19 protein-coding genes and 1 pseudogene are annotated in these 21122 nt (G+C 35.7%); 10 read left to right on the top strand and 10 right to left on the bottom strand.

Annotation, left to right across the window (positions count from 1 at the left end):
* The first annotated feature begins 11 nt into the window (after nt 1-11).
* From lepB to AC0L3Q_RS07510, 4 genes are all read left to right on the top strand, one after another.
* Nucleotides 12-1589: a signal peptidase I gene (gene lepB, locus AC0L3Q_RS07525; RefSeq protein WP_473286002.1), complete on the top strand. Its 1578-nt coding sequence runs from the start codon at nt 12-14 to the stop codon at nt 1587-1589.
* Nucleotides 1590-1640: 51 nt separating this feature from the next.
* The gene (locus AC0L3Q_RS07520; protein WP_473286001.1) at nt 1641-2264 is read left to right on the top strand and encodes a WbqC family protein; all 624 of its coding nucleotides are present in this window, start codon (nt 1641-1643) and stop codon (nt 2262-2264) included.
* On the top strand, nt 2265-2573 hold the full coding sequence (locus AC0L3Q_RS07515; RefSeq protein ID WP_473286000.1) for a DUF6122 family protein: 309 nt from the start codon (nt 2265-2267) through the stop codon (nt 2571-2573).
* 90 nt (nt 2574-2663) lie between these two features.
* Nucleotides 2664-3446, top strand: a complete 783-nt coding sequence (locus AC0L3Q_RS07510) for a M949_RS01915 family surface polysaccharide biosynthesis protein (RefSeq protein ID WP_473285999.1) — start codon at nt 2664-2666, stop codon at nt 3444-3446.
* A gap of 55 nt (nt 3447-3501) precedes the next feature.
* Here the strand turns inward: AC0L3Q_RS07510 and AC0L3Q_RS07505 are convergent, their stop codons facing one another.
* The 6 genes from AC0L3Q_RS07505 to AC0L3Q_RS07480 form a co-directional block, all read right to left on the bottom strand.
* Nucleotides 3502-4485, bottom strand: a complete 984-nt coding sequence (locus AC0L3Q_RS07505) for an endonuclease/exonuclease/phosphatase family protein (protein WP_473285998.1) — start codon at nt 4483-4485, stop codon at nt 3502-3504.
* Nucleotides 4486-4527: 42 nt separating this feature from the next.
* Nucleotides 4528-6168 carry a rhomboid family intramembrane serine protease gene (locus AC0L3Q_RS07500; protein ID WP_473285997.1) on the bottom strand — a complete coding sequence of 547 codons (1641 nt, stop codon included), beginning with the start codon at nt 6166-6168 and terminating at the stop codon, nt 4528-4530.
* Nucleotides 6169-8073, bottom strand: coding sequence for a DNA mismatch repair endonuclease MutL (gene mutL / locus AC0L3Q_RS07495; RefSeq protein ID WP_473285996.1), 1905 nt, complete (start codon nt 8071-8073; stop codon nt 6169-6171).
* Nucleotides 8074-8364 (bottom strand): riboflavin synthase subunit beta, encoded by a 291-nt coding sequence (locus AC0L3Q_RS07490; RefSeq protein ID WP_473285995.1) that lies wholly within the window; start codon nt 8362-8364, stop codon nt 8074-8076.
* A 101-nt stretch (nt 8365-8465) separates the two neighbouring features.
* Nucleotides 8466-8972 carry a 6,7-dimethyl-8-ribityllumazine synthase gene (ribH, locus tag AC0L3Q_RS07485; RefSeq protein WP_073315084.1) on the bottom strand — a complete coding sequence of 169 codons (507 nt, stop codon included), beginning with the start codon at nt 8970-8972 and terminating at the stop codon, nt 8466-8468.
* Nucleotides 8973-9050: 78 nt separating this feature from the next.
* Nucleotides 9051-9824 carry a tetratricopeptide repeat protein gene (locus AC0L3Q_RS07480; RefSeq protein WP_473285994.1) on the bottom strand — a complete coding sequence of 258 codons (774 nt, stop codon included), beginning with the start codon at nt 9822-9824 and terminating at the stop codon, nt 9051-9053.
* 136 nt (nt 9825-9960) lie between these two features.
* Between AC0L3Q_RS07480 and recF the strand changes: the two are divergent.
* The 3 genes and pseudogenes from recF to AC0L3Q_RS07465 all read left to right on the top strand — a co-directional run bounded on the left by recF (nt 9961) and on the right by AC0L3Q_RS07465 (nt 11754).
* Nucleotides 9961-11039 (top strand): annotated as a pseudogene (gene recF / locus AC0L3Q_RS07475) (DNA replication/repair protein RecF).
* A gap of 5 nt (nt 11040-11044) precedes the next feature.
* Nucleotides 11045-11458 (top strand): lipocalin-like domain-containing protein, encoded by a 414-nt coding sequence (locus AC0L3Q_RS07470; protein WP_473285993.1) that lies wholly within the window; start codon nt 11045-11047, stop codon nt 11456-11458.
* Nucleotides 11458-11754, top strand: coding sequence for a DciA family protein (locus AC0L3Q_RS07465; protein ID WP_073315091.1), 297 nt, complete (start codon nt 11458-11460; stop codon nt 11752-11754). The genes AC0L3Q_RS07470 and AC0L3Q_RS07465 overlap by 1 nt, the downstream gene beginning before the upstream one ends.
* Here AC0L3Q_RS07465 and AC0L3Q_RS07460 read toward each other — a convergent pair.
* The 4 genes from AC0L3Q_RS07460 to AC0L3Q_RS07445 all read right to left on the bottom strand — a co-directional run bounded on the left by AC0L3Q_RS07460 (nt 11740) and on the right by AC0L3Q_RS07445 (nt 16778).
* Nucleotides 11740-12132, bottom strand: coding sequence for an acyl-CoA thioesterase (locus tag AC0L3Q_RS07460; protein WP_473285992.1), 393 nt, complete (start codon nt 12130-12132; stop codon nt 11740-11742). The two genes, AC0L3Q_RS07465 and AC0L3Q_RS07460, sit on opposite strands and share 15 nt — an antisense overlap.
* A gap of 159 nt (nt 12133-12291) precedes the next feature.
* The gene (locus AC0L3Q_RS07455) at nt 12292-13713 is read right to left on the bottom strand and encodes a hypothetical protein (RefSeq protein ID WP_473285991.1); all 1422 of its coding nucleotides are present in this window, start codon (nt 13711-13713) and stop codon (nt 12292-12294) included.
* 260 nt (nt 13714-13973) lie between these two features.
* Complete coding sequence (locus tag AC0L3Q_RS07450) at nt 13974-15395, bottom strand: hypothetical protein (protein ID WP_473285990.1); 1422 nt, start codon at nt 15393-15395, stop codon at nt 13974-13976.
* Between the two features lie 228 nt (nt 15396-15623).
* Nucleotides 15624-16778 carry a hypothetical protein gene (locus AC0L3Q_RS07445; protein ID WP_473285989.1) on the bottom strand — a complete coding sequence of 385 codons (1155 nt, stop codon included), beginning with the start codon at nt 16776-16778 and terminating at the stop codon, nt 15624-15626.
* Nucleotides 16779-16947: 169 nt separating this feature from the next.
* On the opposite strand from AC0L3Q_RS07445, the gene AC0L3Q_RS07440 reads away from it, so the two are divergent.
* The 3 genes from AC0L3Q_RS07440 (at nt 16948) to AC0L3Q_RS07430 (ending at nt 21078) form a co-directional block, all read left to right on the top strand.
* On the top strand, nt 16948-17469 hold the full coding sequence (locus AC0L3Q_RS07440) for an RNA polymerase sigma factor (RefSeq protein WP_473285988.1): 522 nt from the start codon (nt 16948-16950) through the stop codon (nt 17467-17469).
* A gap of 137 nt (nt 17470-17606) precedes the next feature.
* The gene (locus tag AC0L3Q_RS07435; protein ID WP_473285987.1) at nt 17607-18521 is read left to right on the top strand and encodes a FecR family protein; all 915 of its coding nucleotides are present in this window, start codon (nt 17607-17609) and stop codon (nt 18519-18521) included.
* A 4-nt stretch (nt 18522-18525) separates the two neighbouring features.
* Nucleotides 18526-21078 (top strand): TonB-dependent receptor domain-containing protein, encoded by a 2553-nt coding sequence (locus AC0L3Q_RS07430; RefSeq protein WP_473285986.1) that lies wholly within the window; start codon nt 18526-18528, stop codon nt 21076-21078.
* Nucleotides 21079-21122 lie beyond the last annotated feature (44 nt).

Here is a 21122-nt window from a genome sequence, read left to right as displayed (position 1 = left end):
AATAAATACTTATGGCACTCACAGAATGGCTTATATTTTTCCTTGTACTTCAAGTGATCCACTTTTTGGGAACCTGGAAATTATACACAAAAGCAGGCAGAAAAGCTTGGGAGGCTATTGTTCCTATATATAATGCAGTAGTTTTAACAAAAATCATCAATAGACCTTGGTGGTGGGTTATTTTGCTGTTTATTCCCGTAATCAATGTGATTATGCTTCCTGTGATTTGGGTAGAAACCATTAGAAGTTTTGGTAAAAACTCGACCACAGATACCGTTTTAGTTGTGGTGACCCTGGGGTTTTATATCTTTTATGTAAACTATGCTTTAGACGTAAAATATATTGAGGACCGCAGCCTAAAACCTAGAACTTCGACAGGAGAATGGGTGAGTTCTATTTTGTTCGCCGTAGTTGCAGCTACTATTGTACATACGTATTTTATGCAGCCTTATACTATTCCTACAGGCTCTTTGGAAAGAACACTGTTAGTAGGTGATTTTTTATTCGTTAGTAAATTTCACTACGGAGCACGCACACCTATGACCGCAGTCTCCTTTCCAATGGTACATGATACCATACCTTTGGTAAGAACAAAATCATATACGAGCAAACCGCAATACCCATATTTCAGACTTCCTGGTTTTCAGAAGATAAAACGCAATGACATTGTAGTTTTCAGTTGGCCAATTGATACGGTACGTTTTTTTAGAGATCAATCAAAGAAAAGCTACTACAAACCAATTGATAAAAAATCCAACTATGTAAAACGCTGTGTTGGCGTACCCGGTGATTCTTTATCTGTAGTAGACGGATATGTACACATCAATGGAGAGAAAAATGTGTTACCTGAACGTGCCCAAGTGCAATTTTCATATCTCGGAAATACCAAAGGGAATAGTTTTAATTTACAAAATCTTTATGATCGCTATAAAATTAAAGCAAAAAACCCTCAAGAGTTTGGATATGACAACCAACGCTTTTATGTTAAAGGTATGACTGTTGAAGCTGCGAATAGGTTTAAGAACCATCCTAACGTAGCTAGCGTTGAAAGAGCTGTAGCTCCAAAAGGACAAAAAGATCCAAGTATTTTCCCTAACAATGGAAAAGTAAATTGGAATAACGACAACTTTGGTCCAATCTATATCCCGGAGGCAGGTAAAACAGTAAAAATGGACCTTAAGAGTTTCTCCTTATACCGCAGAATAATTGAAGTATATGAAGGTTCTGAAATGGGTATTGACAATAAACTTTCTGTAAACGGAACTCAAGTGTTACTTAACGGAAAACCTTTGGATTCTTATACTTTCAAACAGGATTACTACTGGATGATGGGAGACAATCGTCATAATAGTGAAGATAGTCGTGTGTGGGGTTATGTACCTGCTAATCACATCGTAGGAAAACCTGTTTTTGTATGGTTTAGCTGGGATTCTAATGCCAAGGGACTATTCAACAAAATAAGATGGGATCGTATGTTTACTACAGTTGGAGGTAGCGGAGAACCTGTATCTTATTTCAAGTATTTCTTGATTCTATTGGCAGGATGGATGATCTACAATCAATATCGAAAAAGAAAGAAAGGAGCTTAAACAATACAGAAACTAAGTTCGTACTAGAAATTCACAATAGCTACCAAAAAATTGAAAAAAGTTCTGTTACATCCTACGTATTTTGGCTCTATAACACAATATGTTGCGATAGCACAATCTGATGAGGTTGTTTTCGAAAATGAGGATAATTATCAAAAGCAAACCTACCGCAATCGCACCTATATTTATGGAGCTAATGGAAAACTACTTTTAACCATCCCTATAAAACATACTGGGAAAGCAGGAAGACAATTATACAGGGATGTACGTATTGAAAACGATTTTAGTTGGCAGACCTTACATTGGAAATCCTTGGAGACTGCATATAGAACCTCTCCCTTTTTTGAATACTATGAAGATGAATTTGCTCCTCTTTTTGAGAAAAGAAAAGAGTTTTTACTGGATTTTAATTATGAGTGCTTTCAGGCGCTTCAGGACTGCTTGCAGTTAGATACTCCTTTTTCGAAAACTTCCAAGTATCAAGAACAACCCGAAGATAGTATAGACTTACGAAACTTGGTAGTCGCCAAAAAAGAAAAATCGTATGATCTACAGTCTTACATCCAGGTATTTAGTGAGAAGCACGGTTTTATTTCTAATCTTTCGATACTGGACTTACTTTTTAATGAAGGAACTAATGCCTTGACATATCTAGAGCAACAGACTATTTTTTAAATGATTCGCCCAGCTATTCATTATAGTTTACATCTTGTTATTCCTCTAGTAGTGATTCTAATATTCTTTCCAAAGCAATGGAAAAAATTATCACTCATTTTTCTACTCTCTATGCTTGTCGATTTGGATCATCTTCTGGCAATACCTGTCTTTAAGGCTAATCGATGCAGTATTAACTTCCATCCTTTGCATAGCTATATCGCTTTTTTGGGATATGCAATACTGCTGCTATTTCCAAAAACACGAGTATTAGGCATAGCTTTACTTTGGCATATGATCACAGATCAAATTGATTGCTGGATGATGTAAAAACATTGGATATCAGTTCGTTTGTAAAATATTAATTATATTTAGAACGAAACTTGTACAACAAGCCCCATTAACCTAAATCTATTATCTATGAATAAATTTTTACTTGTATTGGTAATACCACTAGTATTATTCTCTTGTAAACAGCAATCTAAAGAGCCAAAAAAAGAAGCAGAACAGACAACAACTCCCGAGGAATCTTATACTCCTATTGCCCTTAAAAACAGTGATACGCTTTCCCTGGATCCTAAATTTGCAAAAAGACTAACTCCTCAAGAAACCGCAAGTATCTTTACCCGAAGAATTAAGCGTCAATATGAGGTGACCTATCCGATTCGTCAGGCGTATTCGTATCAGGATGAAGCTGGATCTTATTATGTAGCACTTGCTCAAGATCAATCTGAAATCAATAAAGAAGGAGATACCCTTTATGATAAATTACAAGGACTGATTTTGACCAAAAAAGGCAATGGCCTAAAAAAGAAGTCCAGTATCAATGATGAAACTGACAATGATTGGGAAACATCTATTTTCTTCTGGAATCACTACTCAGAAATTAAAGATTTTGATAATGATGGATTAGCCGATTTGATATTGGTGTATGGTACTACAGGACAAGAAGACTATGCTGATGGCCGTATGAAAATGATGATTTATCACAAAGGAAAAAGAATTACGGTAAGACATCAAAATAGTGATTATGATGGTAGATTGACCAAAATTAGCAGTAGGTTCTATTCACTCCCCGAGCAGCTTCAAAAGGTAGTTATTGACAAAATGAGAGCAATGACCAAAAACAAACACGCCACTTTTTCCACAAATTGGGAAAACAAAATGATGAAAGACAAAGCGACCCAATTGGAAGATTTGTAAAAAACAACTAGAACAATAGACTTAACAAGAAACCGAAAGAGACCATACTCTATACCTACAATTGTACTCTAGAAAATATCGGATAATGATCGGATAGTTCTTGATGGATATTTTTGAATTCTAACACTTCATATTCTTCTGGAACCAAGATAAAATCTATACGCACAGGAAAAAGATCGAATTCCCAGGTTTTACCAAACCCCTTCCCTGCTTCTTTAAAGGTATCCTGAAGCCCCTCAGACACGATTTTATCATATACATAAGAGTATGCAGAGTTATTAAAATCTCCCATTACAATGTTTCTATAAGGAGATTGACGCATATGCTCAATAAGTTCATCAACCTGTTCCTGTTGACGTTCAAACGAAATTTGGATTCTTTTCAACAACTTTTGCGAATCTTCCTGAGAAATTCGGTTGGTATTCGAACTAATCTTGTGGGATTGTAAATGGACATTATATATCCGTAATGTATCTTTTTGAATAGCGATATCACAAAAGATAACATTGTTTGCCGTTTTTTTAAAGTGAAGCGATCCTTTATTAACGATAGGATACTTCGAAAAGACAACCAGCGCCAACTCACCATTATCATTGTTAAAATCTTCGAACTTATACTGATATTGCGAAAAGTCGGTATCCGGGTTGTTATAATATTCCTGAGCACAGAAAATATCAGGGCTTTCTGATCGTATAAAGGCAGAAATATCCTGAGGGATAGTTTTGGAATCAATCCATGAGAATCGATTAAAACTCCTTACATTAAAACTCAATAAGGAAATACCATCCGCTGTATCTTCGGTAGATTTACCACTTATTTTGTACAAGGAAGTAACATGTGATATTCCCAATACTAATACTACCAGAGATAGGATTGCTTTTTTATTTAAGAGCACCACCCAATAGATCAAAAAAATAACATTGACCACAATCAAAATAGGTACTGCTAGACTCAATACCGATAGCAAGGGAAAAGTTTTAGGTGAAACATAGGGCAATAAATACGATAGCAACAACGCAAACGCCGCTATAGAATTCATCAAAAAGATAAATTTATTTACTAATTTCCTCATAGATAGCCCCTATTCCTTACCTGCCTTAAATAAAAAATCCTTTTCTTCTTTGGTTAAACTATCGTATCCACTCTTGCTTATTTTATCAAGAATTGCATCAATTTGCTCTTGATTTGGGGTTTTTACGTATTTCTTTTTAGAAGAACTCGTTCTTTGTTTAGGTTTTGTATATGATTTTGACTTGTGTACAGTTTTGAGTGGGCTTTTCTTTTTGGGGGTGAACATATTAGCAAATCCATCCATTATTTTTTCAAACCAAAGCCCAATATCATTTCCTTTTTTTAATTGAATGGCATACATATAACCAAACAGCGCACCGCCTAAATGTGCTATAAGTCCACCAGCATTTCCTGAAGTCGGTATTTGAATAAGATCTGAAAGCACTACAAATACCCCGATTTGCCACAATTTCACATTAAAAAAGATGATTCTTACCTCTGCATTGGGTGTATAGGCGGCGATAAAAATCATAATCGCTCGTACTGCAGCAGAAGCTCCTATAAGATAAGCTAAAGTACCGGATAGCACAGGAAATACATTATAGGCTAATACAAACAACAACCCACCACAAATGGCGCCCAACAGATATATGGTGAGAAAGCGTTTCTCGGTAAATAAATTCAATACATATTGTCCAAACCAATACAACACCAACATATTCCAGAAGATATGCCAAAACCCAAAATGCAAAAAGCTATAGGTCAACAGGCTCCATAGCTGGATAATCAAAGAACCAGGCTCTACAGGCAATACAAACCATTTCATCAACTCACCAGCACTGGTTTTGAAGATCCACGAACCTAAGGTAGCCACAAGAAATAAGGCTACATTAATGACAATAAGCTTAATGATAATATTTGCAGTCTTAAACTGATATGTAAAATTAGTCGACGTCATATCAATACCAACGATTCTGATTAAACGAATTTTTTTCCAATACCACATAGTGATAAACCCAATTACCGCACCTCCAATATGCGCCCAATGCGCAACATTAGAAGGGCCTAAAATCGCTTGACCTGTAATCCCTCCCCAAAGATCTAATAAGAAATATCCTCCAATTAAATATTTAGCTTTAATAGGTATTGGTATAAATATAATATACAAAGGCAAGTTAGGAAACAATACCGCAAAAGCAGCCAAAACTCCAAAAATTGCACCCGACGCTCCTACCATAGGAGTAACATAAGCTCGAATCATTTTCTCGGTAACCTCTTGCTGAATACTAGGATAAACTTTGTACTGACCGGATGTAACCGTTTCTTGTATGAATGTATTTATTTCTGCTGAAGAGAAACCTGCCTCTAAATAAGCCTGGTAACCCGGAGCGAACTGAAAATAGGTAAAAAGAATCTGGAACCCAACCGCACCGAGTCCTGAGAAAAAGTAAACGAATAAAAATTTTCGTTGTCCCAATGAATTTTCCAAATGGCTTCCAAACATGTATAAAGCAAACATATTAAAGAAGATATGACCTGCATCGGCATGCATAAACATATGAGTAACAATCTGCCAAATCTGAAAATTATCATTTTTTGGAAACCACAACGCTAACCATTCAAACGCATGATCACCAAGTGAGATAGACCCGATAAAAAAAATGATATTAATTATCAGTAAGACTTTTACTGTTTCTGTGATTCTCCCCATTTAAAAAAATTTCTTATCGATCTCATCTACCGAAAACGTGATGAAAGTCGTCTTATTATCTGGTGTTATTGTTGGCTCGGTACAAGCAAAAAGACTATTCGCCAAATACTGTATTTGTTCTGCACCTAATTCTGTACCTGTTCTTACTGCTATACTCTTTGCCATAGATTTTGCTAATGCATCGGTTTGAGAAAATCCACTATCCGGAACATCATTCTCCAAATCACTTATCAATTGTTCCAAAAGTGTTCCCACTTCTTTCTCTCCTACTACAGATGGAATTGCGGTTATTTCCAGCTCTCCCAAATTGTCGTCGCCAAAAACAAATCCAGTATTTTCTAATTGCTCTTTTACCGTATCCAAAAGTGCCATTTCTGTTTTTGACAACGAAATCTTAAGCGGAAATAACAATTGTTGACTTACTGAGCTAGCCATGGTAATACTACGAAGTAATTCTTCGTACAAAATTCGTTGATGTGCTCGATGTTGGTGTATAATCACCATTCCACTTTTGATGGTGGTAACTATATATTTCTTTTGTAATTGATAGGTGTTTTGATGTACCAAATCCTTTTTTTCATCATCTTCGAACAGGGATCCAGTTACTTCAGCACTTTCAAATTCTATAGTAGAAAAACCTTCTTCTTTTTCTGTTTTGGTATCCGTAGATGAAGTTATAGGGGCCTCAGACTCTAAACCTACATACAGATTCTCCCAGCTACCTGCTGATTCTTTCTTAAATGATGAAAATGAAGACTTCCCAGAAGATTGACTACCCCCTGAAGAAGAACTACTCTCTTTAAACGGATTAAAATTACGGTCCACCTCTACTTTGGGAACCTGAGCTGCCTTATTCTTATATTCATAAGGGGTATCCATCGTAGCATCCCTGTCAAAATCTAATACAGGAGCCACATTAAATTGCCCCAAACTATGCTTTATTGTTGATCGCAACATGGCGTATAGTGCATGTTCATCTTCGAACTTGATCTCTGTTTTGGTAGGATGGATATTGATATCTACTGTTTCCGGATTTACTTCTAAATAAATGAAATAACTGGGATGCGTTTTTTCTTTTACTAATCCTTCAAAAGCAGCATTTACCGCATGGTTCAAATATGGACTTTTGATGTATCGATGATTGACAAAGAAAAACTGTTCTCCTCTAGTTTTTTTGGCATACTCTGGCTTCCCCACAAAACCACTAATGGTTACTAAATCAGTTTCTTCGGATATGGGTACCAACTTTTCGTTCGTTTTACCACCAAAGATGTTTACTATGCGTTGTCGATAATTTGAAACCGGTAGATTGAAGATCTCACTACCGTTATGATACATATCAAAACGAATATCCGGATGCGCCATGGTCACTCTATGAAACTCATCGATTATATGACGTAACTCTACAGCATTTGATTTCAAAAAATTACGTCGCGCCGGAATGTTATAAAACAGGTTTTTTACGCATATCGAAGTCCCTTTGGGTGTTACACATGCTTCCTGAGAAGAGATTTTACTACCTTCTATTTTGATTTCGGCACCCACCTCATCACCTTCTTGCTTGGTTTTAAGCTCTACATGGGCTATCGCAGCAATAGATGCCAACGCCTCACCACGGAATCCTTTGGTATCCAAATGAAACAAATCCTCTGCAGATTTGATTTTCGAAGTAGCATGTCGCTCAAAACTCAATCTGGCATCAGTATTGCTCATCCCTACTCCATCATCAATAACTTGGATTAAGGTTTTACCTGCTTCTTTTATAATTAGTTTAATGTACGATGCTTTTGCATCGATCGCGTTTTCTAACAATTCTTTGACTACAGAAGCTGGTCGCTGAACCACCTCTCCTGCAGCAATTTGATTAGCAACGTGATCTGGTAATAGTTGTATGATATCAGACATTTATCGTCTTGCAGTAAATATGGATAAATCAAAATCTATTAGAAACAGGAATACAAAAAGTAAGATCATAAAAATAACGAGAACTCTTCTGTTGATTCTTCTATCTGAGTCATGTCTTAGTTCATTCCAGGCATTTTTGAAACGATCCTTAAGGTTTCCAGTCTTACCAATCGTACTTCGGTATTCATCAAACTTATGTGTGATTTGATAAGGACTACCTTCTCCTTTATCGTCCCAATACCTTGGCGTGTAACTAAACTTTTTATTTTTTCTTGTCTTAAAAATTCCCATAACGTATTCAAATATACTTAAAATGCATTGTAATGTAAAGCTTTTAGCATTACAATAACATCAAGCAACACTTGTGCCAAATAAAGAAATTAAACGGAAGATTATTCTTTGTAGAATTTGGAATCTTTTCTTAGTTGAGCCATTTTAATCGCCGCTATTGCCGCTTCTGTCCCTTTATTACCATGCTTTCCGCCAGATCTATCTATCGATTGTTGCATATTATTATCGGTAAGTACACAGAAAATTACAGGAATATCATTTTGGATATTTAAATCTTTTATCCCTTGCGTAACTCCCTCACAAACAAAATCGAAATGTTTGGTTTCTCCTTGAATCACGGATCCTATAGCAATAATTGCATCCAGCATATCAAAGGACTCTTGCATCTTTTTGCAACCGTAAATCAATTCAAAACTTCCGGGAACATTCCATCGCACGATATTCTCTTTGATAGCACCACAATCAATAAATGCATCAAAAGCTCCCTGAAAAAGACCTTGGGTTATGTTTTCGTTCCATTCTGAAACAACAATCCCAAACCGAAAGTTTTTCGCGTTTGGGATTGTTGCTTTATCGTATTGTGATAAATTTTTATTTTCTGTAGCCATTCGTTTACGTTAAGCGTTTAGGATCATGAGTTAAGAGTTACTCATACAATCACTACACTCTTAACTACACAATCACGACTATTTTTGCATTGCACGTGCTTTTCCTAAGTGTACGTCTGCTTGATTTGCTTCTACGCTTTTAGGAAATTCATTTTTAATTCTTTCCAAATACTGCACCGCCGCCTCAGACTTGCCGAGAGAGATTGCAGTAATTGCAGCTTTCAATAAAAATTTTGGAGTAGTAAAATTATTAGTTTTGGAAGAAGCTGCTTTTTCATAATATCCTAGAGCTTCATCTTGTTGGTTTAATTGAGCAAAAGCATCTCCAATACCTCCCAAAGCCAATGGACCTAACATCTCATCATCGCTTTTGAAGTTATCTAAATAATCGATCGCTTCCTGATACTTATTCATATTCAAATAAGAAAAACCAACATAATAATTGGCAAGGTTAGCCGCTTTTGTACCTCCGTAATTATCTATGATTTCTAAAAATCCGTATTTACCCTCTCCTCCATTAAGAGCTAGATTGTATATCGAGTCACGAACTGTAGAATTACCATTTATTGCAAGGTCAAAATATTGTTGGGCCTGAAACATCTCGTTGGCTGCTTCTTGTTCTTTTGGCTCCTGGATAAACTTTTGAAATCCTAAATAACCCAAAATTATCAAAGCAATAAGCCCTACACCACCTAAAATGTATTTTTGATTCGCTGCAACCCATTCTTCAGTTTTAGAAGCACCTTCATCCAAGGTGTTAAACACTTCGGCTGTTGTTGAGTTTTCTTCAACCTGTTCTACTTCTTCCGCTTTATTTTTTGGTTTGTATCCGCGTTTCTTGTAAGTTGCCATAAATTTTCTTTAATGAAGGGCAAAAATAAAATTTTTATTCATAATTAAAAGCACAAGTATTTATTATTTTTCAATATTTTGCACCGATTAATTGCGAATCTTATTTCTAGCACTATCTGTTGATCATCAGTGTTTTATGTTTTTAAAATCACTTTCTTTACTCAATTATAAGAATTTTGAATCGATTGATTTCGAATTTGACCACAAGATAAATTGTCTCGTAGGAAACAATGGAGTAGGCAAAACCAATATTTTGGATGCCATTTACCACCTTTCCTTTGGGAAAAGTTATTTTAATCCGGTAACGAGTCAAAATATTAGACACGGCACAGATTTTTTTGTTATCGATGGTCTCTATGAAAAGAACGAACGAGAAGAGAAAGTTATTGTAAGTACCAAAAGAGGACAAAAAAAGTCATTAAACGCAACGGAAAAGTATATGATACTTTTAGTGAACACATTGGCTTTTTACCATTAGTCATTATTTCTCCGGCAGATAGGGATTTGATTACCGAAGGAAGTGATACCCGACGTAAATTTATTGATGGAGTCATATCACAAAGCGACCATGGTTATTTGACTACCTTATTAAAGTACTCCAAACTGGTCTCGCAGCGTAATTCACTCCTTAAGTATTTTAGTGCCAATAACACCTTTGATGCCACCCAACTTGATATCTACAATCAACAATTGGATGAATTAGGAAATGTAATCTATGAAAAAAGAGTAGCCTTTCTGGATACCTTTATTCCTATTTTTATTAATCGATATCAAGCCATAAGTTCTGGTAAAGAAAATATTTCGCTCACCTACCAAAGTAAATTATCTCAAAATCGTTTGTTGGTTTTATTAGAACAAAATCTGGAAAAAGATCGCGTATTACAATATACCAGCGTTGGAGTTCATAAAGATGATTTGTCCTTTGAAATTGAAGGCTATCCTATCAAAAAATTTGGAAGCCAGGGCCAACAAAAATCCTTTTTGATCGCACTAAAATTAGCTCAATTTGATTTTATCAAAAAACAAAGCAATGTGAATCCAATTCTTTTACTAGATGATATTTTTGATAAACTAGACGAAAAGCGTGTAGAGCATATCGTTAAGTTGGTAGATGACCAAAATTTTGGACAGCTATTTATCAGTGATACGCATGCCGACAGAACAGAAGAGGTGGTTAAAAAGATTTCACAGAGTTATAAAATTTTTAAGTTGTAGACATCATGAAAAAATTGTTTTTTGTCTTACTACTGGCTTTATGTACTGCTTGTACAAAAGTGGATCCTAATAGTTTTAAAAAGCATATCAACGGGTATTGGGAAATTGATCGTGTAGTGCTATCTACAGGTGAAGAAAAAGAGTACAATTTCAACCAAAGCATTGACTTTTTTGAATTAAAAGATACTATAGGAACTCGAAAAAAAGTACAACCCAAAATAGATGGGAATTTCATTGTAACTCGAGATAGTGAAACGTTTGTGGTAAAAATCGAGAATGATAGTTTAAGAATGTATTACACCACTCCTCTCGACTCCTGGAGAGAAACTGTAATTTCTGCCAAAGAAAACCAGATCATCATCAAGAATGAAGCCGGAAATATGTACTTTTATAAACGCTATCAAAAGATTGAATTATAATGGCAAAAAGGAATCGTGAACATCAAAGCTTGAAAGAGGTTTTAGAAAACTTTGTTACCGACAACAACTTACAAAAAGGGTTAGACAAAGTTAATGCTAAAGAAGTATGGGCAAAAGTTATGGGACCTGCTATTATGAATTATACTCAAAATATAAAGTTAGAGCGTAATACCTTGTTCGTACAATTAAACTCATCTGTATTACGAGAAGAATTGAGCTATGGTACTCAAAAAATAATCACCAATCTTAATGAAGAGTTAGGTAGAGAGCTGATCCAAAAACTAGTCTTGCGCTAATCGATCTTTTACATACTCTATTTTAGTTTTACCATGAGGCGTAGGCCTGCCATTTTCATCCAAATTCACCAATGTAATATTTTCCACGTTGATAATGGTCTTCCTGGTCAACTTATTACGGACCGTACATTTTAATACCAAAGAGGTATTTCCAAATTTTACCACATCCATACCTATTTCTATTATATCTCCTTGTACTGCAGAGCTCACAAAGTTGATTTCTGACATAAATTTGGTGACTACCCTTTTATTCTCTAGCTGTATTACTCCATATAATGCTGCCTCTTCGTCTATCCATTCCAGTAATCGACCTCCAAATAAGGTTTCATTAGGGTTTAAGTCTCCAGGCTTTACAACTTTTCTGGTGTGATATCTCATAATTTCTTTGTTTTTCCTACTACAAAGGTATCGAAAACCATAACAAGAATCCAGTGTTTATAGGGTTCTGAACAAAAATTATGAGATTGAGAATTATTACTTCCTTACATTACCATAACAGGAATTATAGGATTTGGATTTTATGAAAATCTAAGTGTTTTAGGGCACGGTTACAGTTACACAAAACTTTGGAGCGGGTTCGCATCCTGCGATTTCACTCTCAATACATACTTCATAAGTACCTGGTGTAAACTGAAATGTAAATGTATTATCACCGGCTACTCCTCCATCGGTCTCCTGAGGTTCTCCATCGATAGTCCATTGGTAGGTAACTTGTTCTATTCCTAAGAAATCCGCATTGAATATATAGGTATTTGTGTTTCCTTGTTGTTCTGCGGTAAAGAACAATTCTGGACATACGATAATGTCCTGGCAAAATTCTGTTCCCTGCGGACACAATGGTGTCTCTGTAGCAATACACACCCGATGTGCTCCCGGAGTAAATTGAAACACAAAATTATTATCACCTTGGGCTCCTCCATCATTTTCTTCGATCACCTGATCATCAACCACCCAGTTGTATTGGGTATCGTTGATCCCCTCGAAATTTGCAGTGAAGTTATACTGAAAAGTTCCCTGCTCTTGCTCAAAAGTAAATCCAAGATTAGGACATCTGCTTTCTACCACAAGGGTTTGACAAACCTCTTTCCCTTCTGGGCAATCTGAAGACACCACTTTTACACAAACTTCATAAGTTCCTGGTGTGAATTCTTGTCTGAATATATTTCCATCCAGAACCGCATTGGATACTTGTCCATCAATTTTTAGCGAAACTTGAAAATTGTCAAGAATTTCGAAATTAGTAACGATTTCATACAACGTATCAGAAACCGACCGAATTTCAAAACGAATATTGGGACACCCCACGCAATTATTAATGATGCTATAAAACTCAAAATAAGAAGAAACCGTTTCGGAGACCAAATCAGACCCTACTAACACATTAATTGGAAACTTGAAATTAGGTTGATAAGTACCTCCCTGATCCATAAGGAATCCTACAAAAGCTTCCTGATTTTCTATAGTTACTTCTGCATTTTGGCTATTGATTACCGTAATTGGATAATCAAATTTGAAACATTGCCTAAACAACGCATTAAATTCATCTCTAAAGGTTCCCAATTCGCACTCTCTTAATACTTCGATTAAGCCAGCTTCATTTTGGATAGTGACAGGGCTTGTACTCGTTCCAAATTGAATGGTTACCGGGAATGCTAATCCAGTGATATTAAAATTTCCACTTTGACCTGAGATGGCGTCTACTAATCCTTGAAAATCGTTGATACGAATACTCGAATCGTTATTGAATCCCAGAACAATAGGATACTGAAATGAGAAACATAAATTATCTTCAGAAACTCCTGGTGTACTTACCAATTGGTTAAGTAATGTCACCAAAGCAATAGAGGATGTAATCTCCCCTCTTTCTTCGGGAAAAAAGGAATCATCATCTACACATGAGCTCGCTAATACTAAAAATACCAGCGCCAATGTTTTGAAATATGTCTTGATTATCTTCAAAATAAAAGTGTCTTATATAGATATAACGCTTTGAAAATCATTTACCCTACCCCCTTGCTCCTATCACTTATATACCCTGAAAGTATAAAATTTTGTTTACAATATAAAAAACGTCAGCTATTCAACAAGGTATTAGTTGAAGTTCGTATTGTTTTACCATAAAAAAAATCCCCAGAAGAAGTTGCCGTTCTCCTGGGGATCAACCTAATTAATCTAACCTAAACTAAACCTATCTTATCGACGTTTAATTTTAAATTTCTTTATTCTATTACTAATGTTTTACAATATCTTACTCCTTGCGGACAGTTTGGTGTCTCGGCAATAATACAAATCTCGTAAGTACCTGCTCCAAACTGATAATACAGATAGTCATCTTTTTCTTCGTTACTATCCACGATTTCTCTGTCAACTACTTCTCCATTAATCGTCCACTCATAAGAGGTGTCTTGCATTCTGTCAAAACTTGCATAGAAGTTATATCCTGGTGTGTCTCCTTCTTGCTCCATTTCGAAGAATAGCTCTGGACAGTCATAATCGATTTCGATCACTTTACAGAAAGAAACTCCTTCTGGACAATCTTCGGTCTCTATTAGCATACAAACTTCATATCTACCTGGTGCAAACTGGAAGTAAAATGGTTCATCGTGTCCTTGTGTTGTTCCCACAAAATCCTGATTTACTGACCAGGTTATTGGAGTTTCTTCGATACCATCAAAGTATCTTGGATAGAAGTAATACGCAAGATTATCACCATCTCTTTCAGCTTCGAAAGTTAATTCTGGACAGGTTTGCCCTACTCTAATTTCTTTACAGTACACTACGCCATCAGGACAATCTGGAGTAGTTACTTTTAAACATACTTCGTATACTCCTGGTCCGAATTCCTGTACCAATACTCTAGATCCTTCTTGTTGATCTGTAGCGTTCTCTACTTGCTGATCGTTTACATACCATAGGATTTCACTCACCTCATCTGTACCTTCGATCACTGCTTCAAAAACATAGGTTCCATCAGTACCTGGCTCCATTTCTTTTCTAAAGAATACTTCAGGACAAGCCAAATCAGATTCTTCAACTCTAATTTCTTTACAATAAGAAGCTCCTTCTGGACATTCGTCAGTTTCTGTCTTAATACATACTTCGTATACTCCTGGCTCTTCAAAATCCCAGATTAAATAGTTACGCTCATTTGGTGATGAATCTTCTACCAACTCTCCATTGATATACCATCCATAATCCAAACGCTCTATTCCTTCAAAATCAGCGATAAATTTATAAGTAGATGGTCTTTCGTAGGTTCTGCTCTCAAAGAAAAGATCTGGGCATGGATCAGTTTCATCTCTTACTACATCTATTTCTTTACAAACTTGTATCGGACAATCGTCACTTGCCACCTTTACACAAACCGTATGTTTACCTGGTTCAAATCTATAATCTAAGATTTGACCAATAATATTATCAATATTCCCTGTTGCTATTTCTTCGTCGTCTATTGTCCAAGTAAATCGAATATCTTCTAACTCATCTAGCTGGGCGATAAATCTGTACACCGCGCTACCTGGTTCGTTTTCGATTTCCAGATTAATTTCTGGGCAGGTTTCAAATTCTTCATTTACCTCACAAGAAGTAAATGTTAACATCATAGCAAAAACTGTTATCAACCAAATACTAATTTTTTTCATCGTAAATAATTTTAGGGTTACTTGTTTCGAATGGCTTTGCGACCGCTCTATAAGTGAAACGCCTGTTTAAAAAAACACCCTACCCCCTGTGAGGGTATTTTCCCTAAAAAAAATCAAAAACAAAGAATAAATGCATTGAAAAACAGTGTTTTACAATAACAAAAAGAGACAGCAAATTTGCTGTCTCTTTTAAAATTTTGGCTTTATGAATGCTAAGATTACGGTAATCTAAAGCGCTAAAAAGTCTACTTCAATACATTTTTCCAAAGTACCACAATCTTGTGATTCTCCTTTGTAACATACTTCATACTTACCAGGTTGAGTAAGATGATCATCCAAAATGATAAAATTACCCGTAGGAGAATTAGACGGCACTTGATTACCATCAATAGTCCAAACCACAGTACTTGGATCTACAAGAGGAACAACAGGATTACGAGCCACAAATTCTCTATTTCCACTAGAAGCGTATATGATATTAAAAGCGTTACAATCTACTGGTTGCGGCATAGGAATGACCACTTCTAAGCAAAATTCTGTGCCTTGAGCGCACTCATTGGTTTCTGCTTTAATACATACTTTGTATGTTCCAGGATTGTAGGATCCTAAATCCAGCATATCATCTCTATCCTGGCTTTGAAGATCTTCGGTCTCTACCAATTGACCATCTACAAACCACTCGTAAACGTCTAATTGATCAATCCCAGGGAAGCTTGCAAAAAGAAGGGTTCCTTCTTCTATAAAAGATAAATCCGGACAATTATCTCCTCCTGTATTATCGTCTTCTATCACCACAACTTTACAAAATTCGACACCCTGTGGACATTCTGGGGATTCGAACTTAATACATACATTATATTCACCTGGGTTGTATGTACTCAAATCCAGTTTATTATCTCTATCCTGATTTTGATTGCTTTCGGTTTCTACTACTTGCCCGTCTACAAACCACTCATAAACATCGATTTCATCAATACCTTCAAAACTGGCTGTAGCTACTCCACCTTCTACGGTAAAAGCAAGTGAAGGACAGTCCTCATTCCCGTCAGGTTCTTCAATTGTGATTTCTTTACAGAATTCTACGCCCTCCGGACAAGTTTCTGTTTCAGCTTTTATACATACGGTATATGTTCCGGGATTATAGGAACTAAGATCGAGCTTATTATCTCTTTCGTTTTGAAGACTTTCGGTTTCCACTAATTGATCATCAACAAACCATTCGTATACGTCGAGGTCATTGATTCCATCAAAATCTGCAAACAGTTCTTTTCCATCTTGTGTAAAAGATAATTGCAGACAGTCATTTTCTTCAATATCTTCACAAGATGATACCAAAGCCAATAGCCCAAATAATAGGTAAATTACATTTTTAAGATTTTTCATTTTAATTTTTAAATTAAGTTCTAGATTTATGCGAATGCTCAATTGAGATTTGAAATGTTATAACAAGAATAGAACGAGTGTGAAAAGGTATACCCTACCCGTCTTTCTTTATATTTTTTTGATAGCTTAGAAAAAAATCTAGATTTGACCTCATCTATATCCACCCCAGATGTCTGACAATAAAAATTCTACATGTAACGAAAAGGTATTTGATAATTTCTTTAAAAGTCATTCCAAACTTTTAAGGAACTATCTGTATTATAAGTTTGGAGATCTTGATCAAGCAGAAGATATCGTACAGGATGCTTTTATTAAACTATGGAATAACTGTGTTAATGTATCGATAGACAAAGCCAAAAGTTATGTATACACCGTTGCAACCAATTTGGGGATTAGCATTACAAGACATCAAAAGGTAAAATTTAAATATCAGGATTATGTGACTCAGCGAAAATCAGATATTAATCACGAGTCTCCAGAGTTTATAGCTTTGGAAAAGGAGTACATGGAAAAACTAAAAGCAGCTATTGCTTCATTACCCGAAAGACAACGTGAAGTATTTTTGTTGAGTAGGATCGATAAAAAAACCTATAAAGAAATTGCTGAACTATCAGGAGTTTCTGTAAAGGCCATTGAAAAATTAATGCACAAAGCCCTAGGCACATTACGAAAAACATTAGGAAATATATAAAACACACAACAATACTGCTCAAATCAGGTTATGATGATAGCAGTAATTCATAATAAAACAAGTAGTTAGATTATTTTTTTCAAAATAGTGGTAGGGTAATTTAAAGTTAATGCGTTCATATTATATAGACAGAAGTTATGTTTGATGATAAAAAAGATGATTTTTTCTTAGCCAGATGGGTAAGCGGAGAGCTTTCTGAAGAGGAACTCAAGGCGTTTAAGAAGCATCCAGAATATCAGTACTATGCCAAAATAATGGCTGGTGCAGATGCTCTTGATCTTAAGACGTATGATGTTGAAAAAGAACTCATCGCTTTGAAGTCTAAACGAGAAAACACTACTAATAAAAAGAAAAAAGGTACAGTAATCAAACTGCTACCTTACGTGGCCGTGGCTGCATCTATAGCTATCATATTTGGGATATTTTTATTTGGACCTAAAGATGATTTTGCTACCCAATATGGCGAAACATTAACGGTGCAGTTACCTGATGGTTCTGAAATGATATTGAACGCAAAGTCTAAAGCTAGTTTTGATAAGGACAATTGGAAAAATACCCGCCTTGTTTCTTTGGAAGGGGAAGCTTTTTTTAAAGTAACCAAAGGAAGTAAGTTTACGGTAGCCACAAAAAACGGAGAAGTTTCTGTATTAGGAACCCAATTCAATGTGCAGTCTCACAATGCTCTCTTTGAAGTGAATTGTTATGAGGGAAAAGTAAGCGTGGTGAATAAAAATTATACCGAAATACTTACCGCCGGTAAGGCATATAGAAACTATGGAAATACACCAGAAAACTGGACTTTTACCGGAGCAGAGCCTACGTGGTTAAGCAACACAAGCTCTTTTAGAAGTATTCCACTGAAATATGTTTTTAAAGAATTAGAAGAACAATACAACATACAAATCAACTCCTCTAATATTGATCTAACTACCATTTATACAGGTACATTTCCTAATAATGATAAGGAAGTGGCGCTTAGAACAGTTTTTAGTACCTTAGGCATGGACTACACCATATCGGAAGATGGAAATACCGTGGTGCTAGAAAAATAAAAGCATGATTAGATTTTTGTGTGTATGTATTTTTTTGTGGAATATCTCTGTTTTTTCTCAAGAAAGAACAACTATTGCTGCGTTAAAAAGCGCTCCCTTATCTGAAGCACTTACCATAATAGAAGAGCACTATCAGGTAAAATTCTCTTTTATCGATGATTTGATTGCCAACAAAGAGGTATCTCTTGATATTACTTCTGCCAAATCTTTGGATCAAGTATTACAAGAAATTAGCAAACAATCTCAATTAAAATTTGAGAAGACTGGAGCCAATTTTGTCACCATCAGATCCTATGGCAAAAAAGATAATCTTAGCATTTGTGGATATGTTTTTGACGAAGAACAAAAACCGTTAAAGAATATTGGAGTTTTCTTCAAAGCGCTACGGTTCAATACGACCACTGACGAGAATGGTTATTTTGAACATCCCGAAATTCCATTTAATTCTGTCACGCTTATCAGTGCTCCCGGTTTTAGGCAAACGGTATTAAAAACAGCTTCTTTTATCGATGGAGATTGTATCAATATCTATTTGAGTCGAACTAAGGAAGAAGAACTAGAAGAAGTACTCATCCAAGAATATCTGGCCAAAGGAATCACTCAAAATAAAAAAGTCATTAATATTGATCTCAATAATGTAGAAGTACTCCCCGGTAGAACAGAACCCGATATATTACAAACGGTACAGCTTACTCCAGGAGTAAATAATCCTAACGAAACGGCTTCAGGCCTATTTGTAAGAGGAAGCACCCCCCACCAAAACCTTATTCTTTGGAACGGAATAAAAACCTACAACCAAGGACATTTTTTTGGTATGCTATCCGCTTTCAATCCCTATGTCGCCAAAGAAGTAAATTTCTCAAAAAGCGGGGTAAGCGCAAAATATGGGGATCGAATTGCCGGTGTTATCGATATCAGTTCTGAAAACAAAGTAGCCGATCGGTTCTCTGGTGGTGCTGGGATCAACATGATCAATGCAGATGCCATCATCACTACTCCAATCATAAAAGACAAAGTATCTCTTCAAATTTCCGGAAGAAGATCATATACAGATGTTTTAGAAACCTTTACCTATAATCAGCTTTCGGATCGGGTGTTTCAGAATACTCAAATTGCAGAAACCACACCTTTGGATGAAGAAGACAATGATTTTTTCTATGCCGATTACAATGCTAATCTTATTATTCAGCCTTCAGAAAATCAACATATCGAGATCAACACTATTTACAATAAAAATGACCTTGATTTTAGAAGAAGTGATGGTGTAGAATCTCTAAGTGATGCTTTGGTAACCGAAAATGAAGGATATAACATTCGCTGGAAAAGTCAATATGGCGATCACCTATCCCTAGATGTGAATGGATACTATACCAGATACCTATTAAATTATCAATTCATTACCAGAGATCTTGGAGCTATTACAGAAATTGAAAGCAAGAAAAATAGTATTCGGGATTTTGGAGGACAATTCAATTTAGATTATAAATTTACAGAATATCAGAGTCTATCGGCAGGCTATCAATTTTCTAACAACGATATCCGATTTGCTTTTGTTACCTCTACCCCTAGTTACGAACTGATTTTGGACGAAGATGATCGTTTCTTAAACACTCATTCTTTCTATTCTGAATATAAATACGAGGATCCTAAGAACATTTTTGTATCTGCAGGGTTGCGTTTTAATCAATATGCAGAATTAAATGAATCATTTATTGAGCCCCGAGTGTTTGTACAAAAACATTTAAGTAAACACTGGACCATCAACACTAGTGCAGAGTATAGGAGTCAAGCTGCTAGTCAGATCCAAGAATCTGTGGTAAGCAATTTATCTCTGGAAAATCAAGTATGGACCTTATCTGACAATGATGAATTTCCAGTAGTGACTAGTTATCAGTTCACCCTTGGTTCTAGTTTTCGAAAAAACAGATGGTACATAGATGTGGATGGGTACTACAAGCAAATTGACAACATTACCTCGCTTACCGCCGGTTTTATTAATCCAGTAGATAATACCTATCATAATGGAGAAAGCAGAGTATTTGGAATGGATATTTTCATCAAAAAAAGGTTTAGAAACTACAAAACCTGGGTGAGTTATTCTTTTATAAATACGCGTAACCGATTTGATGATGTAAACAACAATGAGTTTTTTCCAGGCAATTGGAATATCGAGCACACCGTAAAATGGTCTCAATTTTATAAAATCAAAAACTTTCAGTTTTCTTTAGGTTGGCTCTGGCATACCGGTAAAGCCTTTACCAACATATCTGGAGTAGATGACTCAGGAGATATTGTGGTTTTAGAGTTTGGAGAAATCAACAGTAATACCCTACCTGTATATCATAGGTTAGACTTTTCGGCAATCTATGATTTTCAATTGAAAGCTAACTCTTCGGTAAAATACAGATTAGGATTATCTGTGCTCAACCTCTACGACAGAGAGAATTTATTGAATAGAGAAATCAGAACCACAAACTCGCTAAATAATCAGTTTATTAGTGCAGATGTGGTTTCTTTGGGTATTACTCCTAATCTTAGCTTTAGAGTCTTCTGGTAATTAACACATTTCAATTTTATAATTACAGAATTTCTTGTACATTA

The sequence above is a fragment of the Aquimarina sp. KJ22-3 genome (assembly GCF_055808215.1).
Note: the sequence above shows the minus strand (reverse complement) of the source record. Positions and strands in the feature narration are given on the sequence as shown.

Bases quoted from the DNA above. Each gene is read 5' to 3' on its own strand.
- AC0L3Q_RS07450 (WP_473285990.1), bottom strand. From the start codon at position 15,395: ATGAAAAAAATTAGTATTTGGTTGATAACAGTTTTTGCTATGATGTTA.
- AC0L3Q_RS07445 (WP_473285989.1), bottom strand. From the start codon at position 16,778: ATGAAAAATCTTAAAAATGTAATTTACCTATTATTTGGGCTATTGGCT.
- AC0L3Q_RS07440 (WP_473285988.1), top strand. From the start codon at position 16,948: ATGTCTGACAATAAAAATTCTACATGTAACGAAAAGGTATTTGATAAT.
- ribH (WP_073315084.1), bottom strand. From the start codon at position 8,972: ATGGCTACAGAAAATAAAAATTTATCACAATACGATAAAGCAACAATC.
- AC0L3Q_RS07430 (WP_473285986.1), top strand. From the start codon at position 18,526: ATGATTAGATTTTTGTGTGTATGTATTTTTTTGTGGAATATCTCTGTT.
- AC0L3Q_RS07510 (WP_473285999.1), top strand. From the start codon at position 2,664: ATGAATAAATTTTTACTTGTATTGGTAATACCACTAGTATTATTCTCT.
- AC0L3Q_RS07460 (WP_473285992.1), bottom strand. From the start codon at position 12,132: ATGAGATATCACACCAGAAAAGTTGTAAAGCCTGGAGACTTAAACCCT.
- AC0L3Q_RS07480 (WP_473285994.1), bottom strand. From the start codon at position 9,824: ATGGCAACTTACAAGAAACGCGGATACAAACCAAAAAATAAAGCGGAA.
- lepB (WP_473286002.1), top strand. From the start codon at position 12: ATGGCACTCACAGAATGGCTTATATTTTTCCTTGTACTTCAAGTGATC.
- AC0L3Q_RS07470 (WP_473285993.1), top strand. From the start codon at position 11,045: ATGAAAAAATTGTTTTTTGTCTTACTACTGGCTTTATGTACTGCTTGT.
- mutL (WP_473285996.1), bottom strand. From the start codon at position 8,073: ATGTCTGATATCATACAACTATTACCAGATCACGTTGCTAATCAAATT.
- AC0L3Q_RS07500 (WP_473285997.1), bottom strand. From the start codon at position 6,168: ATGGGGAGAATCACAGAAACAGTAAAAGTCTTACTGATAATTAATATC.
- AC0L3Q_RS07435 (WP_473285987.1), top strand. From the start codon at position 17,607: ATGTTTGATGATAAAAAAGATGATTTTTTCTTAGCCAGATGGGTAAGC.
- AC0L3Q_RS07505 (WP_473285998.1), bottom strand. From the start codon at position 4,485: ATGAATTCTATAGCGGCGTTTGCGTTGTTGCTATCGTATTTATTGCCC.
- AC0L3Q_RS07490 (WP_473285995.1), bottom strand. From the start codon at position 8,364: ATGGGAATTTTTAAGACAAGAAAAAATAAAAAGTTTAGTTACACGCCA.
- AC0L3Q_RS07465 (WP_073315091.1), top strand. From the start codon at position 11,458: ATGGCAAAAAGGAATCGTGAACATCAAAGCTTGAAAGAGGTTTTAGAA.
- AC0L3Q_RS07515 (WP_473286000.1), top strand. From the start codon at position 2,265: ATGATTCGCCCAGCTATTCATTATAGTTTACATCTTGTTATTCCTCTA.